The following is a 13,794-nucleotide window of genomic DNA, read 5'->3' on the forward strand; positions in this document are numbered from 1 at the left end:
GCACGCGTGAGGGGTGGGCCCGCAGGCCCACCCTCTCGCGCACGCCCACCCCTCGCAGGTCGGCCTCGCCGATCAGGGCAGGGCGTTGCGGTCGGCCGCAGCCGCCGCGCTCACGTGGGACTCCCCGGGCTTGAGGGCAACGATCTGGCCCGTGCGGGTGAACTCCTCGTCGACCTCGGGGTCGTGGCGGTGCACCACGAGGCTGATGACGATGGCGACGACGAGGTTGAGCACGAAGCCCGGCACGATCTCGTAGAGCGTGAAGAAGCCGATCTCGGTGGCCTGCTCGATCGCATCCCAGATGAACACGGTCGCGGCGCCGACGATCATGCCGGCGAGCGCGCCCATCGCGGTGAGCCGGCGCCAGAAGAGGCTCAGCAGCACGATCGGGCCGAAGGCGGCGCCGAAGCCTGCCCAGGCGAAGCCGACGAGGCCGAGGATCGTGTCGGACGGGTTGATCGCGAGCACCGCGGCGACCGCGGCGACGGCGAGCACGCACGCCCGGCCGAGCAGCACGAGCACCTTCTGCGACGGCTGCCGCTTGACGAAGACCTGGAAGAGGTCCTCGACGAGCGCGGACGAGCAGACGATGAGCTGGCTCGAGAGCGTCGACATGATCGCGGCGAGCACGGCGGCGAGCACGAGGCCGGCGACGAACGGGTGCAGCAGCGCCTGCGACATCGCGAGCACGACCGTCTCGGGGTTGTCGATCTGCATGCCGGACTGCTGCACGAACGCGATGCCGATGAAGCCCGAGACGACGGCGCCGATGAGCGAGATGACCATCCAGCTGATGCCGATGCGACGCGCCGGCTTCGCCGCGGCGACGGACTTGAGCGCCATGAACCGCACGATGATGTGCGGCTGGCCGACGTAGCCGAGGCCCCAGGCGAGCGACGAGATGATCCCGAGCACGACCATGCCGTCGACGTCCGTGGGGATGAGGCCGCTGAGCTCCGCGCCGGAGTCGGTGATGCCCTCCTGCACGCCCTGCAGGCCGCCGACCGTGAAGAAGGCGATGACCGGGATGAGGATCAGCGCGATGACCATCATCAGCCCCTGCACGACATCCGTCAGCGACGCCCCGAGGAAGCCGCCGAAGAGCGTGTAGAGCAGCGTGACGCCGCTCACGAGCAGCATGCCCCAGATGTAGTTCGCGCCGAACGTCGACTCGAAGAAGACGCCGCCGGCGACCATCCCGGACGAGACGTAGAAGGTGAAGAAGACCAGGATGATGATGCCCGAGACGAGGCGCAGCGCCCGCGTGCGGTCGCGCAGGCGGTTCTCGAAGAAGCTCGGGATCGTGATCGAGTTCCTAGCCACCTCGGTGTAGGCGCGCAGGCGCGGGGCGACGAGCTTCCAGTTGAGGTAGGCGCCGATCGTGAGGCCGATGGCGATCCACGCCTCGATGAGGCCGGCGGCGTAGATCGCGCCGGGCAGGCCCATGAGCAGCCAGCCGGACATGTCCGACGCGCCCGCGGAGAGGGCTGCGGTGAACGGGCTGAGCTCGCGCCCGGCGAGCATGTAATCCTCGTGGCTCTTCGTCTTGCGCGCCGCGTACACGCCGATGCCGATCATGGCGGCGAAGTAGATCGCGATCGCGAGCAGCTGGAAGGTTGTGTCTGACATCGTCGTCTCCTCGTGGGGTCGGCACCCAGCCTACGCAGGGTCTGCGCACAGGAATGGATGCGAACGGTCACATGGGGCGCCGTGAGGCAGGCACCGCCAGGCCCCGTCTCAGCAGGGCCTTCCTGCGCGGGCGCGCGTGCGGTGGCATGGTTCCCATGCAGATCCAGCCGCAGCAGCCCACCGTCAAGAACCCGCCCGAGTGGTTCACCGGCGACGTCTGGCTCGACCCCGTCGCGAGCCCGCAGCAGGAGGGCCAGCGCATGAGCGCCGGCCTCGTGCGCTTCGCGCCCTGCGCGCGCACCGCATGGCACTCGCACCCGGGCGGGCAGACGCTCCGCGTCGTCGAGGGCGTCGCCTGGATGCAGGCGCGCGGCGGCGAGGTCGTCGAGGTGCGCGCGGGCCAGACCGTCGTCACGCCGCCCGGCGAGGAGCACTGGCACGGTGCGGCACCCGACAGCTTCATGACCCACCTCGCGCTGTGGGAGACGCCCGACGGCGAGCCGAGCGCGATCTGGGGCGACCACGTCTCGGACGAGGAGTACCGCGCGCCGCGCTGACGACGGGAAGGCGCGGCCCGACGGATGTGTGACGAAGCGTGACCGGGGGAGTCGATGCGCGCGCCGAGCGTCGGTAGCGTCGCGACCACTCGTCCCCGCCACCGGAAGGTCACCATGCCCCGCATCGACGTCTCGCACGCCGGCAGCCTGCCCCGCACGCCCGAGCTGCTCGCGGCCAACGCCGCGCGCACGCTCGCGGCCGACGGCCTCACGCTCGAGCGCACTCCCGAGTTCGAGTCGCTGCTCAGCGCCGCGGTCGCCGACCTCGTGCGCCGCCAGCGCGAGCTGGGCGTCACGATCGTCGGCGACGGCGAGTACGGCAAGGCGATGTCGAGCGCGCAGGACTACGGCGCCTGGTGGAGCTACGTCTTCCAGCGCGTCGCGGGCCTCGAGGTCACCGGCGAGGACATCTTCACCGAGGCACCGCAGCGCTCGGCGCCCGGCGACATCCGCCTGACGTCGTTCCCGGACCGGCGCGACTGGGTGCGGTTCGCCGACGCCTACCTCGACCCGGAGCACCCCCTGCTCGAGTCGACGCCCGCGACCGCGTTCCCGGCCACGACCGGGGCGCTCCGCTACATCGGCCAGGACGCCATCGCCGCCGACATCGCCAACCTGCAGGCGGGCCTCGCGGGATCGGGCGCCGAGCAGGGCTTCCTCACCGCCCTGTCTCCGGGCTCGGCGTCGCGCATCGCGAACCGCCACTACGGCAGCGAGGAGGAGCACATCTGGGCGTGGGCCGAGGTGCTGCGCGAGGAGTACCGGGCCATCGTCGACGCCGGCCTCATCGTGCAGATCGACGACCCCTCGCTCGCCGAGAACTTCGACCAGATCAACCCCGAGCCGTCGATCGAGGACTACCTCGACTTCACGCGCATCCGCGTCGAGGCGCTCAACCACGCGATCCGCGGGCTCCCCGAGGAGCAGGTGCGCCTGCACCTCTGCTGGGGCTCGTGGCACGGCCCGCACACGACCGACATCGGCCTCGCCGAGATCGTCGACCTCGTGCTCGAGGTCAACGCGGGCAGCTACTCGTTCGAGGCGGCGAACGCGCGCCATGAGCACGAGTGGCGCGTCTGGGAGCAGGTCGCCCTGCCCGACGGCAAGCGCATCGCGCCCGGCGTCATCGGCCACGCGACGAACGTGGTCGAGCATCCCGAGCTCGTCGCCGACCGCATCGAGCGGTTCGCGCGCATCGTCGGCCCGGAGCGCGTCATCGCGTCGACCGACTGCGGGCTGGGTGGACGCATCCACCCGTCGATCGCCGTCGCCAAGCTCGAGTCGCTCGGCCGGGGCGCGCTGCTCGCCGAGCAGCGCCTGGGCGCCTCGGTCTCGATCGTCTGACCCTCCGGTCAGGCGCGCCGGAGCGCGGCGGCGGCGTGCACCGTCGCCGCGCTCAGGCCGGGTCCGTCGGACCCGACGTCAGTCGGATGACGCGTCGACCGCGGCGCCGGCATCGTCGAGGACGAACGTCACCTCGAGGTTGACCTGCCACGACGTGATGCTGCCGTCCTTGATGTTGACGACGTGGTCCTTGACCCAGGCGCCCTCGATCCCTCGGAGCGTCTGACCCGCCCGGGCGATGCCCTGCGTGATCGCGTCCTCGAAGCTCTGCTCCGAGCGAGCGCTGATCGTCGTGATGCGTGCGACAGATGCCATTGCCGTCCTCCTTGACCGCGGTGCGGGGAAGTCCCCGCACCGACAGCCAAGCGCGGATCCCGGAGGAGCGGAAGGGCCCGCCTCTCAGCGCAGCACGACCGGCAGGCCGTCGACCTCGACCTCGATCTCGATGCCCTCGGCGTCGGCTGCGACGACCTCGAGCGCATGGCGTCCGTCGCCCACCTCGACGCCCAGCGCGCTGAGCCGCGCAGTCTCCGCGGCGACGTCGGTCGCGAGCCGCCGGACCGCCAGCAGCTCGAGCGCAGGGATGTCGTCGAGCGCCGGATGCGCCGTGTCGCCCCAGTCGATGAGGAACGGCGGCTGCCGCTCGTCCTCCGGCAGCCCGAGCCGCCACGCGAGCTCGCGGCCGTCGGGCGTGCGTCGCGACAGCGGCACCACCGCGCCGATGCCGGCGCCCGCCGCGGTCGCGCGCTCCACGGTCGCGTCGAGGTCATGGGGTGCGATGGCGAAGCTCACGACGGCGGGCGCCGGCAGCGCGGCGATGCCGAACCGGCCGACCTCGGATGCCGTCCAGCCGCCCTCGGCGTCGGGCCCGATCAGCTCGAGGTACTGCTTGACGCGTCGGCCGCCGCGGGTGAACGCGATGAGCGCGTTCGCGGTGCCGCCCGGGTGGCGGCCGCCGAGCGGGGCGCGCACGCCGGTGCGCCGCTCGACCTCGTCGATCGTCGCGGCGAGGTCGGGGCCGGCCAGCACCACGTGGTCGAGGATCGCGGGCGCGCCCATCAGACGACCTCCGGCTCGCCGAGCGACAGCATCAGCCGGTTCGCCCAGTTGAAGAACGCCGCGCCGGCGATCTGGTCGACGATGCCGGCGTCGTCGATGCCCGCGGCGCGCAGCCGCTCGACGTGCTCGGGACCGAACGCTGCCGGGGTCGCGGTCAGCGCCGCGGAGGCGTCGACGATCGCGTCCCACCGTTCGTCGACGCGCGCGCCGACGCCCTCGTCGAGCAGGCGCTGCACGTCGTCGGTGCGGTCCGAGAGCCTCGAGGCCGCCCGCGCGTGGACGGAGGCGCAGAAGACGCAGCCGTTGACGCGCGACGCCGCGGCGGCCGAGAGCTCGCGCTCCCAGCGCGGCAGCCCGCCCGCCTCGTTGCCGAAGATGTCGAGGTCGGTGAGCGTGCGGGCGCGGAGCGCCTCGGGGTCGCGCGCGAGCAGCCGGAAGTAGGGGCTCGACGAGCGCGAGGCCTCGACGAGCGCGTGCCGCTGCACGTCGGTGAGCTCGTCCTCCGGGACTGGCGGCGCCCACGGCGCCCAGCCGAGACCCCGCTGCGTGAAGGCCTCGGGCCGTCGCAGCTCGGGGTGGTCCAGGATCGGTGTGCGGTCGTGCGTGCCGCTCATGTGCGTGCCTCCTGCAGCTCGTGGTGGGTGGGGGTGTCGCCCGCGGCCGGCGTGGCGGCGAGCGCCCGCAGGCCGTGCACGAGGCGCAGCTGGAACGCGAGGAACGCGACGAGCTGGCTCAGCGACACGATGGCGTCGGCCTCCCAGCCGGCGTCGACGAGCGCGCGGAGCGATGCCGGTCGCGCGTCGCGCGGGTGCAGCACGAGCAGGTGCGCGTGCTCGAGCGCCGCGGCGAGCCGCGCGGGGATCGCCGCGCGGTCGACGACGGCGGCCGGGCCGGGCCGTGCCTCGTCGGCGAGGCCGGGCTCGCGGTAGTCGCCGTAGGGGCCGGATGCCCGTCCCTCGTCGGCCGCGCGGCGCACGGCGCGCACGAGGTCGGCATCCGCCTCGTCGCCGAGCAGCTCGAGGTAGAAGGCGGCCGCCCGCGTCGGCGTCGCAGTGCCGTCGTGCAGCAGCGCGACGTAGGCAGCGACCGCGTACCGGTCGGCGAGCGAGAGCTGCCCCGGTTCGGCGGGCTCGAGCAGCGCGAGGAAGCTCTGCTGCGCGTGCTCGCGCGCGTCCGGCCTCGCCCGGCGGATCTCGTCGAGCCGGGATCCCGCGGAGATCTCGGCGAGGTGATCGATGACGTCATGCGACATGGCGCTCCTCCTGCAGTGCGTGCGCGACCTTCCAGCCGAGCGCGGGCGCGACCTCTCGCGCGAACAGCTCGATCGATCGCGCCGCGACGGCCGGGTGCGGATCGACCGAATGGACCTGGACCGACACCTCGGTGGCGCCGGCGGCGACGACGTCGGCGGCGAGCGAGTCGATCACCTCGGCGGGTGTGCCGAGGTGGGTCTCGCTGCGCTCGAGCAGCTCGTCGATCGAGAGCGAGCCGGGCGTCACGCCCTGCAGCTGCGCGAGCTGCCGCCCGATGCCCTGCTCGGCGAGCGCCCGCACCGACCGGCGCTCTGCCGGGTCGACGACGACGACGCTGCGCGAGGTGAGCACGCGCGGGGCGACGCCCGCGGGCAGCGCCTCGCGGTAGGCGTCGACCAGCGGCCGCTGCACCTCCCACACGCGCGGCGGCGAGGCGCCGGCGGGCAGGTCGGCGGGCGGCGGCTGCACGCGCGAGAGCATGAGCCCGTCTCCCTGCGCGCCGATGGTGCGCGCACCCTCCGCCGAGAACGTGGCCTGCCAGATGCGGTCGGCGAGCCCGAGGGCGCGCGGGTAGAGCTCGACATCGGCGGAGCCGTCGAGCAGCGAGCGCAGCCGCACGAGCTTCGCGTCGTAGATGGCGCGGCGGTGCGCGGCGTCCTCGCCGAACGCGCTGAGGGTGCGCGGGCTGCCGCCGGTGCCGAGGCCGAGCTCGACGCGGCCGTCGGCGATCGCGTCGAGCACCGCGGCGTCCTCCGCCGCGCGCGCGGGCTGCTCGTGCGCGAGCGTGAGGATCGCCGTGCCGAGGCGGATGCGCGACGTACGGGCCGCGGCCGCCGCGAGCAGCACGAACGGGGAGGGCAGGCCGCCCTCGGCGCCGTCGAGGTGGTGCTGGGCGACCCAGGCGGTGCGGTAGCCGAGCTGCTCCGCGAGCGCCACCTGGTCGAGCGCGATGCGGTACCGCTCCGGTGCCGAGGCGTCGTCGAGGACGCGGGTGAAGAATCCGATCGAGGGCGCCATCACGCCACCTCCAGCTGGGGTCGTCGCGGGCCGCGGAGGTCCCGCAGCCAGTCGGGTGCGGGCACCGCGTCGAGCAGCGCCCTCGTGTACTCGTGCTGCGGCTGGCCGAGCACCTGGTGCGCGGTGCCCGTCTCGACCGCCCGGCCGCGCCGCAGCACCGTGACGGTGTCGGCGATGCGACGCACGACCGCGAGGTCGTGGGTGATGAAGAGGTAGGTGAGGCCGAGCTCGCGCTGGAGCTGCTCGAGCAGCTCGAGGATCTGCGACTGCACGGTCACGTCGAGCGCCGAGACCGCCTCGTCGAGCACCACGAGCTCCGGCTCGATGATGAGCGCGCGGGCGATCGCGACGCGCTGCCGCTGTCCGCCGGACAGCTCGGCAGGCAGCCGGTCGACGACGTCGGCGGGCAGCGCGACGCGGTCGAGGGCGGTCGCGACGCGACGGGCGAGCGCTCGGCGATCGCGCACGCCGCCGTCGGCCGGCCGCCAGTTGCGCAGCGGCTCGCCGATCGTCTGGCCGACGGTGCGGCGCGGGTCGAGCGAGGCGTACGGGTTCTGCGAGACGAGCTGGACGACGCGGCGGAGCGCGCGGTCCCGGCGCTCGGCCGGCACGTCGTGCGCGCCGATCCGGATGTCGCCGCTCGACGGGCCGTGGAAGCCCGCCACCGCGCGGCCGATGGTCGTCTTGCCCGAGCCGGACTCGCCGACGAGGGCGTGCGTCGTGCCGCGCTCCACCGCGAACGAGACGTCGTCGACGGCGCGGAACGCATCCCGGCCGCGCCCGTAGTCGTGCACGAGGCGGTCGACGACGAGGAACGGCTCGCCGGGCAGCCGCGGCGGCCTCGGAGACTCGTCGTCGAGCGCGGGCGCGTCGGCGAGCAGCTCGGCCGTGTAGGTGCTCGCCGGCTGGCGCAGCACCTCCCTCGTCGCGCCGGCCTCCTCGACGGCACCGGCGCGGAGCACGGCGATGCGGTCGGCGCGCTCGGCCGCGACCGCGAGGTCGTGGGTGATGAGCAGCACGCTCGAGCCGAGCTCGTCGCGCAGGTCGTCGAGCAGGTCGAGGATGCGTCGCTGGACGGTGACGTCGAGCGCGCTCGTCGGCTCGTCGGCGATGATCAGCTCGGGCTCGAGCGCGATCGCGGCGGCGATGAGGGCGCGCTGCCGCATGCCGCCCGAGAGCTCGTGCGGGTACTGCCCGGCACGCCGCTCGGGGTCGTCGAGGCCGACGCGGTCGAGCAGCTCCACGACGCGGCGGCGGATGCGGTCGGGCGTGCCCCAGCGGTGGATGCGCAGCGGCGCGGCGACGGAGGCCCCGATGGTGCGCACGGGGTTGAGCGAGGTGCCGGGGTCCTGCGGGACGAGCGCGATGCGGCGCCCGCGCAGCTCCTGCACCGCACGCGCGGGCAGTCGGGTGAGGTCGAGCGGGCCGCCGGCGAGCTGCAGCTCGATCGCGCCGCGGTGGACGCGCCCGCCGGGGGCGAGCAGGCCGATGACGGACTGGCCGATGGTGGTCTTGCCGGAGCCGGACTCGCCGACGAGCGCGAGCACCTCGCCGCGGCCGAGCTCGAGGCTGACGCCGTCGACCGCGGTGCGGCGGCCGCTTCGCGAGCGGTAGGAGACGGCGAGGTCGGTGATGCGGAGCAGTGGATCGGTCATGCGCTTCTCTCCCTGATGGCGGCGGCGACGCGGTTCGCCGAGAGGACGACGCCGGCGACGACGACGCCGGGCAGAGTGGTGAGCCACCAGGCGGTGGCCACGTAGTCGCGGCTCTCGGCGATGAGTAGGCCCCACTCCGGGATGGGCGGGGGTGCGCCGTAGCCGAGGAAGCCGAGCGTCGAGATCTGCAGGATGGCGCTGCCGAACTGCAGCGCCGCGAGCGCGAGCACCGCCCCGAGCGAGTTCGGCAGCACGTGGCGGCCGAGCACGCCGAGGAACGTGCCGCCGGAGCCGAACGCCGCCTCGACGTAGTCGCTGCGACGCACGCGCACGACCTGCGAGCGGGCGAGCCGGGCGAAGACGGCGATGGACGTGACGCCCACGGCGATCGCCGCGTTCGCGACCCCGAAGCCGAGCAGCACGATGACGCTGAGCGCCAGGAGCAGCCCGGGGATGGCGAGCAGCACGTCGACGACGCGCATGAGCGCCTCCTCGAGCAGTCCGCCGAGCGAGCCGGCGAGCACGCCGATGGCGGTGCCCACGACGAGCCCCACGAGCACGGCGATCGCCGCGCCGGAGAGAGAGTTGCCGGCGCCGAAGATGACGCGGGCGAGCAGGTCGCGGCCGGTCGCGTCGGTGCCGAACGGATGCGCGGAGCTCGGCGCCTGCAGCGCATCCGCGGCGACGCCCGCGATCGGGTCCTGCGCGGTGAACAACCACGGCAGCACGGCCCAGGCGAGCGCGATCGCGAGCACCACGACGGCGAGCACGAGCGTCGCCGCCGGGCGAGGCCGGGCCGACGGCCGCGCGGTGCGCTCGCCGAGCACGGCGGTGATCGCGCTCATGCGTGCACCGCCCGGCGGAGGCGCGGGTCGATCGCGGGGGAGACGAGGTCGACGACCAGGTTGATGACGACGAAGCCGATCGCTGAGATGACGACGATCGCCTGCAGCACCGGGATGTCGCGGTTCGCGACGGCCTCCTGCGTCAGCCGCCCGAGCCCGGAGCGGGCGAACACCGTCTCGGTGACGACCGCCCCGGCGACGAGCTCGCCGAACAGGACGCCCGCGATCGTGAGCGTCGGCAGCAGCGCGTTGCGCGCGACCTCGCGCGACAGCACCCAGCCGGGGCCGGCGCCGCGCGAGCGGGCGACCGCGATGAACGGCTCGGCGACGGTGTCGTCGATGCTGCGGATGAGCACCTGCGCGAGCGGCGCCGCGATCGGCACGGCGATCGTGAGCACGGGCAGGATCAGCGCCTCGGCGGGGCTCGCGTTGATGACGGGCACGAGGCCGAGCCGGAACGAGAGCACCTGCAGCAGCACGATGCCGAGCCAGAACACCGGGATCGAGACGAACAGCGGCGGGAGCGAGCGGAAGCCGCGACGCAGCCATCCGGGGCCGTTCGTCGCGGCCACCGCGATGCCGACGGCGAGCAGCACCGCGACGACGAAGCCGAGCGACGCGAGCAGCAGCGTCGAAGGCAGGGCGGCGGCGAGCAGCGTCTCGACGCTCGCGCCGCTCTGCAGCGAGGTGCCGAGGTCGCCGGTCAGGAAGCCGGCGGCCGACTGCCACAGCTGCACCCAGATCGGCTGGTCGGTGCCGTAGACGGCGCGCAGCTCGTCGAGCTGCGCCGCGGTGAGGCCGAGCTCCGGGCTCGCGTACCGGGCGACGATCGCGTCGCCCGGCAGCGCCTGCAGCAGCAGGAAGGCGAGCACGAACGTCGCGACGACGACGAGCGCGGCCTGACCGGTGCGGCGGAGTGCGAAGCGCATCCGGCTCACCCCTCGAGCCACACGCCCGAGAGCGTGGGGCGGCCGACCGACTCGGTCTCGAAGCCGTGCACCTGCGGCTGCACGCCGTAGACCTGCGGCTCCTCGAAGAACGGCAGCACGTAGGCCTGCTCGGTGAGGTGGGCCTGGACGGCGGCGGATGCGGCGGCGCGGGCCTCGGTGTCGGGCTCGGAGGCGACCTGCTGGAGCAGCGCCTCGAGCTCGGCGTCGATCGGCTGGCCGTCCGCGCCCTCGTTCAGCAGCGTGTTGCGGTTGTCGATCGAGAACTGGCTCTTGATGACGTCGAAGTCCGCCCGGCCGACCATCGAGTGGTAGATCTGGATCTGGTCGATGTCGGTCGACGCGGCGGTCTGGGCGGCCTGGTCGCCCTGGAAGAGCTCGAGCTCGACGCCGATCTCGCGCAGCTGCTGCGCGACGAGGGTGATGACGTCGCGGGAGCGGGGCTGGGGGAGCGCCTCGTTGACGACGAGGTGCAGCCGCTGCCCGTCGCGGACGCGGATGCCGTCGGCGCCGACGACCCAGCCGGCGTCGTCGAGCAGCTGCTCGGCGAGGTCGGGGTCGTAGGCGTAGGCGTCCTCCTGCTCGCTGTAGCCGAGCGCGGTGCTCGAGAGCGACGAGGTCGCGAGCGGGTAGGCGTCCGAGAAGATCGACGAGACGACCTCCTCGCGGTCGATGCCGGCGATGAGCGCCCGCCGCACGTCGATGTCCTGCAGCAGCGGGTGGTCGAAGCGGAAGCTGAGCCCGTTGTTGACGCCGTTCGTCTGCGCGGCGTGCAGCGAGAGCCCTGCGCTCGTGACCTGCTCCTCGTGCTGCGGCTCGACCTGGCGCGCGATGTGCGCCTGGCCCGAGGCGAGCGAGCCGATGCGCACGCTGTCCTCAGGGGCGATGACGATGTCGACGGCGTCGACGTAGGGGCGGCCCTGGTTCTCGGCCGACGGCGGCCCCCACGCGTAGTCCTCGCGGGCGGCGAGGCGGATGCTCGTGCCCACCTCCTCGGACTCGACCGTGAAGGGGCCGGCGCCGATGATCTCGGCGGCGTTGCCGGGGCCGAAGCCCTCGGAGTCGCGCTCGAGCGTCGCGTCGGCGAGCAGGCCGGAGTTGATGGTCGACACGGCCTGGGCGAACCCGGGCGCCGGGGCGCGGAAGTGGAAGCGCACGGTGTCGTCGTCGACGACCTCGCCGCGCTCGTAGTTGTTGACGGCCTCCGAGACGATGAGCGCGCGGTCCTGGTCGCCGAGCCCGAACAGGTCGAGGTTGGCGACGACGTTCTCGGCGGTCAGTGGCGTGCCGTCGGAGTACGTCACGTCGGAGCGGATGTCGAAGGTGTACTCCGTCGCGTCGTCGTTGATCTCCGGGAGCGCGGTGGCGATCCAGGGCTCGAGCTCGAGCGTCTCGGGGTCCTGGTGCAGCAGCCGTGCGGTGAGGTTGTTCACGAGCGCGCCGTTGGGGTAGAAGCCCGCGGCCGGCGGGTAGAGCGTCGTGTAGGCCTGGTGCTCGAGGTAGGTGAGCGTGCCGCCGGTGACGGGGCCATCGCTGGCGGCGCCCGGTGCCGCCGCCTCGCCCGCGGTGCACGCCGTCAGGGCCATCGTCGAGGCGACGCCGGCTGCGACGGCGAGTCGGACGGACGGCCGTCGGCGGAGCGGTGTGCGCTGGGGGGTGGTGCGGATCACGATGGACCTCCATAAGCGGTGCTTGGTGCTGGCACAAGCAAAGCCGATCACGGAGGCCGGTCGCACCTCGCGGCGCAACATGACGTCACACAGGCTGGGAGCGGGTCACGCAGGCTGGGAGGGTCACTCCAAGGCGGCGAGGAGCGCGAGCGCATAGGCGACCTCGACGTCGGGGTCGCGGAAGCGCCCGTCGACCGTCCGCACGACCCAACCGTCGCCGGCCTCGAGCGCGAGCAGGCGGTCGCCGACCAGCTCGCGCAGCTGGTCCTCCCTCGGCAGCCACAGCGCGTCGTCGAGGCTCACGGAGTCGAGCGCCCACTCCGTGGTGCCGTTGAAGCCGAGCACGGGCTGCCCCTGGATGACGTGCACGTCGATCGTGAGGTGGCTGATCCAGAACACGTCGCCGGCGACGCTCTCGCGGTCGATCGTGAAGCGGTCGCCGGGCGCGGGCTCCCAGAGCACGCCGGCATCGCGGATGCGGCGGGCGAGCGCGAGGGTGAGCATCAGGCGTCCCGCAGCATCACGAGCCTCGCACCGGGTGGCGCGGCTTGATGCGCTCGTTCACGAACCGCCCGATCGAGTCGGCGGTGAGCAGCGCCTCGAACATGGCGCGCGGCACCATGCCGTAGACGTAGGTGTCGCCGCTCACGAACCGGACGGTGAGCTCGTTGCGCGCGGGATCGAAGCCGACCGCGTCGACGCTCGACGACTCCACGTGCTGCATCCGCGGCATGCGCCAACGGTAGCCCTGTCGGCCGCCTCGGCGCACGGCAGCCGTCACGCGAGCGCGGCGGGCCGCCTCCACGACGTCGGCGAGGCCTTCGTCCATCTCGGCAAGGGAGAATGGATGCGGGCGAAGCGCATGCTCGGCCCCGTCGCCACCGCTGCACCTGGTGCAACAACCCCTGAGGAGCTCCCATGTCGGTCGGCCTGCTCGCCGTCGTCGATGACATACTCTCTGCCGCCCTCAAGGCGAGCGCGAAGACCGCCGGCGTCGTCATCGACGACGCCGCCGTCACCCCGCAGTACGTGCAGGGGCTCAGCCCGGCACGCGAGCTGCCGGTGGTCTGGCGGATCGCGCGAGGAAGCCTGCTCAACAAGTTCCTCATCATCATCCCGCTCGCGCTCCTCCTCTCGGCGTTCGCACCCTGGGTGCTGCCGTACCTGCTCATCGTGGGTGGGACGTACCTGTGCTTCGAGGGCGCCGAGAAGGTCATGGAGTGGTTCGGCTTCCATCACGCCGCCCATGACACCGAGGTGCGCGACGAGAAGAAGCTGGTGTCCGGGGCCGTCCGCACCGACCTGATCCTCTCCACCGAGATCATGCTCATCTCGCTCGCGAGCCTCGACCCGGACCTCGGCATCTGGATGACCCTCGCGGCACTCGTGGTGATCGGCCTCGGGATGACGGCGATCGTCTATGGCGCCGTCGCCCTGCTGGTCAAGATCGACGACATCGGGCTGCACCTCATGGTCAAGGAGGCGCCGGCGGCGCGCGCCACGGGTGCACGCATCGTCCGGTCCATGCCGGTCGTGTTCAAGGTCATCAGCGTCGTCGGAACGGTCGCCATGCTGTGGGTCGGCGGGCACCTCGTGATCGCCAACCTCGCCGAGACGATCTGGCACGCCCCCTACGACCTGCTCCACGCGGTGACGAACGCGGTCGACGCAGCAGGCCCGGTCATCGTCTGGCTCGCCGACACCGCCGTGTCCGCCGTGCTCGGGTTCGTGCTCGGCATCGTCGTCGTCGGGATCGTGCTCGGTGTCGCCCGCCTCCTCAAGCGGAGGGCGCCGGTCGGCACCGCGCACTGACGTGCG

At 73.1% G+C, this 13,794-nt stretch carries 15 protein-coding genes; 3 read left to right on the plus strand and 12 right to left on the minus strand.

All coding sequences use genetic code 11. From position 1 onward, the window contains the following. Window positions 1-72: 72 nt before the first annotated feature. On the minus strand, window positions 73-1,629 hold the full coding sequence (gene putP, locus ACVWW9_RS11655) for a sodium/proline symporter PutP (protein WP_456515644.1): 1,557 nt from the start codon (window positions 1,627-1,629) through the stop codon (window positions 73-75). A 155-nt stretch (window positions 1,630-1,784) separates the two neighbouring features. Between putP and ACVWW9_RS11660 the strand changes: the two genes are divergently transcribed. Continuing rightward, a complete protein-coding gene (locus ACVWW9_RS11660; protein ID WP_456515645.1) occupies window positions 1,785-2,186 on the plus strand; it encodes a (R)-mandelonitrile lyase in 402 nt (133 codons plus the stop codon). Between the two features lie 114 nt (window positions 2,187-2,300). After that, on the plus strand, window positions 2,301-3,530 hold the full coding sequence (locus tag ACVWW9_RS11665; RefSeq protein ID WP_456515646.1) for a cobalamin-independent methionine synthase II family protein: 1,230 nt from the start codon (window positions 2,301-2,303) through the stop codon (window positions 3,528-3,530). 78 nt (window positions 3,531-3,608) lie between these two features. Here ACVWW9_RS11665 and ACVWW9_RS11670 read toward each other — a convergent pair whose 3' ends face one another. The 11 genes from ACVWW9_RS11670 to ACVWW9_RS11720 all read right to left on the minus strand — a co-directional run bounded on the left by ACVWW9_RS11670 (window position 3,609) and on the right by ACVWW9_RS11720 (window position 12,805). Further along, complete coding sequence (locus ACVWW9_RS11670; RefSeq protein ID WP_354260985.1) at window positions 3,609-3,845, minus strand: dodecin family protein; 237 nt, start codon at window positions 3,843-3,845, stop codon at window positions 3,609-3,611. A gap of 84 nt (window positions 3,846-3,929) precedes the next feature. Then, window positions 3,930-4,589: a VOC family protein gene (locus ACVWW9_RS11675; protein ID WP_456515647.1), complete on the minus strand. Its 660-nt coding sequence runs from the start codon at window positions 4,587-4,589 to the stop codon at window positions 3,930-3,932. Beyond that, complete coding sequence (locus tag ACVWW9_RS11680) at window positions 4,589-5,203, minus strand: alkylhydroperoxidase domain protein (RefSeq protein ID WP_456515648.1); 615 nt, start codon at window positions 5,201-5,203, stop codon at window positions 4,589-4,591. The genes ACVWW9_RS11675 and ACVWW9_RS11680 overlap by 1 nt, the downstream gene beginning before the upstream one ends. Then, window positions 5,200-5,841, minus strand: a complete 642-nt coding sequence (locus ACVWW9_RS11685; protein ID WP_456515649.1) for a CMD domain protein — start codon at window positions 5,839-5,841, stop codon at window positions 5,200-5,202. Before ACVWW9_RS11685 ends, ACVWW9_RS11680 begins: the two co-directional genes overlap by 4 nt. Continuing rightward, a complete protein-coding gene (locus tag ACVWW9_RS11690; RefSeq protein WP_456515650.1) occupies window positions 5,831-6,859 on the minus strand; it encodes an LLM class flavin-dependent oxidoreductase in 1,029 nt (342 codons plus the stop codon). Before ACVWW9_RS11690 ends, ACVWW9_RS11685 begins: the two co-directional genes overlap by 11 nt. Further along, on the minus strand, window positions 6,859-8,514 hold the full coding sequence (locus tag ACVWW9_RS11695) for a dipeptide ABC transporter ATP-binding protein (protein ID WP_456515651.1): 1,656 nt from the start codon (window positions 8,512-8,514) through the stop codon (window positions 6,859-6,861). The genes ACVWW9_RS11690 and ACVWW9_RS11695 overlap by 1 nt, the downstream gene beginning before the upstream one ends. Beyond that, on the minus strand, window positions 8,511-9,359 hold the full coding sequence (locus ACVWW9_RS11700) for an ABC transporter permease (protein WP_456515652.1): 849 nt from the start codon (window positions 9,357-9,359) through the stop codon (window positions 8,511-8,513). Before ACVWW9_RS11700 ends, ACVWW9_RS11695 begins: the two co-directional genes overlap by 4 nt. Next, window positions 9,356-10,288: an ABC transporter permease gene (locus ACVWW9_RS11705; protein WP_456515653.1), complete on the minus strand. Its 933-nt coding sequence runs from the start codon at window positions 10,286-10,288 to the stop codon at window positions 9,356-9,358. The genes ACVWW9_RS11700 and ACVWW9_RS11705 overlap by 4 nt, the downstream gene beginning before the upstream one ends. Before the next feature lie 5 nt (window positions 10,289-10,293). Then, a complete protein-coding gene (locus ACVWW9_RS11710; protein WP_456516028.1) occupies window positions 10,294-11,892 on the minus strand; it encodes a TIGR04028 family ABC transporter substrate-binding protein in 1,599 nt (532 codons plus the stop codon). Between the two features lie 207 nt (window positions 11,893-12,099). Beyond that, complete coding sequence (locus ACVWW9_RS11715; protein ID WP_456515654.1) at window positions 12,100-12,480, minus strand: hypothetical protein; 381 nt, start codon at window positions 12,478-12,480, stop codon at window positions 12,100-12,102. Between the two features lie 16 nt (window positions 12,481-12,496). Then, window positions 12,497-12,805 carry a KTSC domain-containing protein gene (locus ACVWW9_RS11720; RefSeq protein ID WP_456515655.1) on the minus strand — a complete coding sequence of 103 codons (309 nt, stop codon included), beginning with the start codon at window positions 12,803-12,805 and terminating at the stop codon, window positions 12,497-12,499. 89 nt (window positions 12,806-12,894) lie between these two features. Here ACVWW9_RS11720 and ACVWW9_RS11725 point away from each other — a divergent pair, with 89 nt between their 5' ends. Then, on the plus strand, window positions 12,895-13,788 hold the full coding sequence (locus tag ACVWW9_RS11725) for a DUF808 domain-containing protein (protein ID WP_456515656.1): 894 nt from the start codon (window positions 12,895-12,897) through the stop codon (window positions 13,786-13,788). Window positions 13,789-13,794 lie beyond the last annotated feature (6 nt).

It is taken from the genome of Agrococcus sp. UYP33, assembly GCF_054060915.1.

Bases quoted from the DNA above. Each gene is read 5' to 3' on its own strand.
- putP (WP_456515644.1), bottom strand. From the start codon at position 1,629: ATGTCAGACACAACCTTCCAGCTGCTCGCGATCGCGATCTACTTCGCC.
- ACVWW9_RS11660 (WP_456515645.1), top strand. From the start codon at position 1,785: ATGCAGATCCAGCCGCAGCAGCCCACCGTCAAGAACCCGCCCGAGTGG.
- ACVWW9_RS11665 (WP_456515646.1), top strand. From the start codon at position 2,301: ATGCCCCGCATCGACGTCTCGCACGCCGGCAGCCTGCCCCGCACGCCC.
- ACVWW9_RS11670 (WP_354260985.1), bottom strand. From the start codon at position 3,845: ATGGCATCTGTCGCACGCATCACGACGATCAGCGCTCGCTCGGAGCAG.
- ACVWW9_RS11675 (WP_456515647.1), bottom strand. From the start codon at position 4,589: ATGGGCGCGCCCGCGATCCTCGACCACGTGGTGCTGGCCGGCCCCGAC.
- ACVWW9_RS11680 (WP_456515648.1), bottom strand. From the start codon at position 5,203: ATGAGCGGCACGCACGACCGCACACCGATCCTGGACCACCCCGAGCTG.
- ACVWW9_RS11685 (WP_456515649.1), bottom strand. From the start codon at position 5,841: ATGTCGCATGACGTCATCGATCACCTCGCCGAGATCTCCGCGGGATCC.
- ACVWW9_RS11690 (WP_456515650.1), bottom strand. From the start codon at position 6,859: ATGGCGCCCTCGATCGGATTCTTCACCCGCGTCCTCGACGACGCCTCG.
- ACVWW9_RS11695 (WP_456515651.1), bottom strand. From the start codon at position 8,514: ATGACCGATCCACTGCTCCGCATCACCGACCTCGCCGTCTCCTACCGC.
- ACVWW9_RS11700 (WP_456515652.1), bottom strand. From the start codon at position 9,359: ATGAGCGCGATCACCGCCGTGCTCGGCGAGCGCACCGCGCGGCCGTCG.
- ACVWW9_RS11705 (WP_456515653.1), bottom strand. From the start codon at position 10,288: ATGCGCTTCGCACTCCGCCGCACCGGTCAGGCCGCGCTCGTCGTCGTC.
- ACVWW9_RS11710 (WP_456516028.1), bottom strand. From the start codon at position 11,892: ATGGCCCTGACGGCGTGCACCGCGGGCGAGGCGGCGGCACCGGGCGCC.
- ACVWW9_RS11715 (WP_456515654.1), bottom strand. From the start codon at position 12,480: ATGCTCACCCTCGCGCTCGCCCGCCGCATCCGCGATGCCGGCGTGCTC.
- ACVWW9_RS11720 (WP_456515655.1), bottom strand. From the start codon at position 12,805: ATGGACGAAGGCCTCGCCGACGTCGTGGAGGCGGCCCGCCGCGCTCGC.
- ACVWW9_RS11725 (WP_456515656.1), top strand. From the start codon at position 12,895: ATGTCGGTCGGCCTGCTCGCCGTCGTCGATGACATACTCTCTGCCGCC.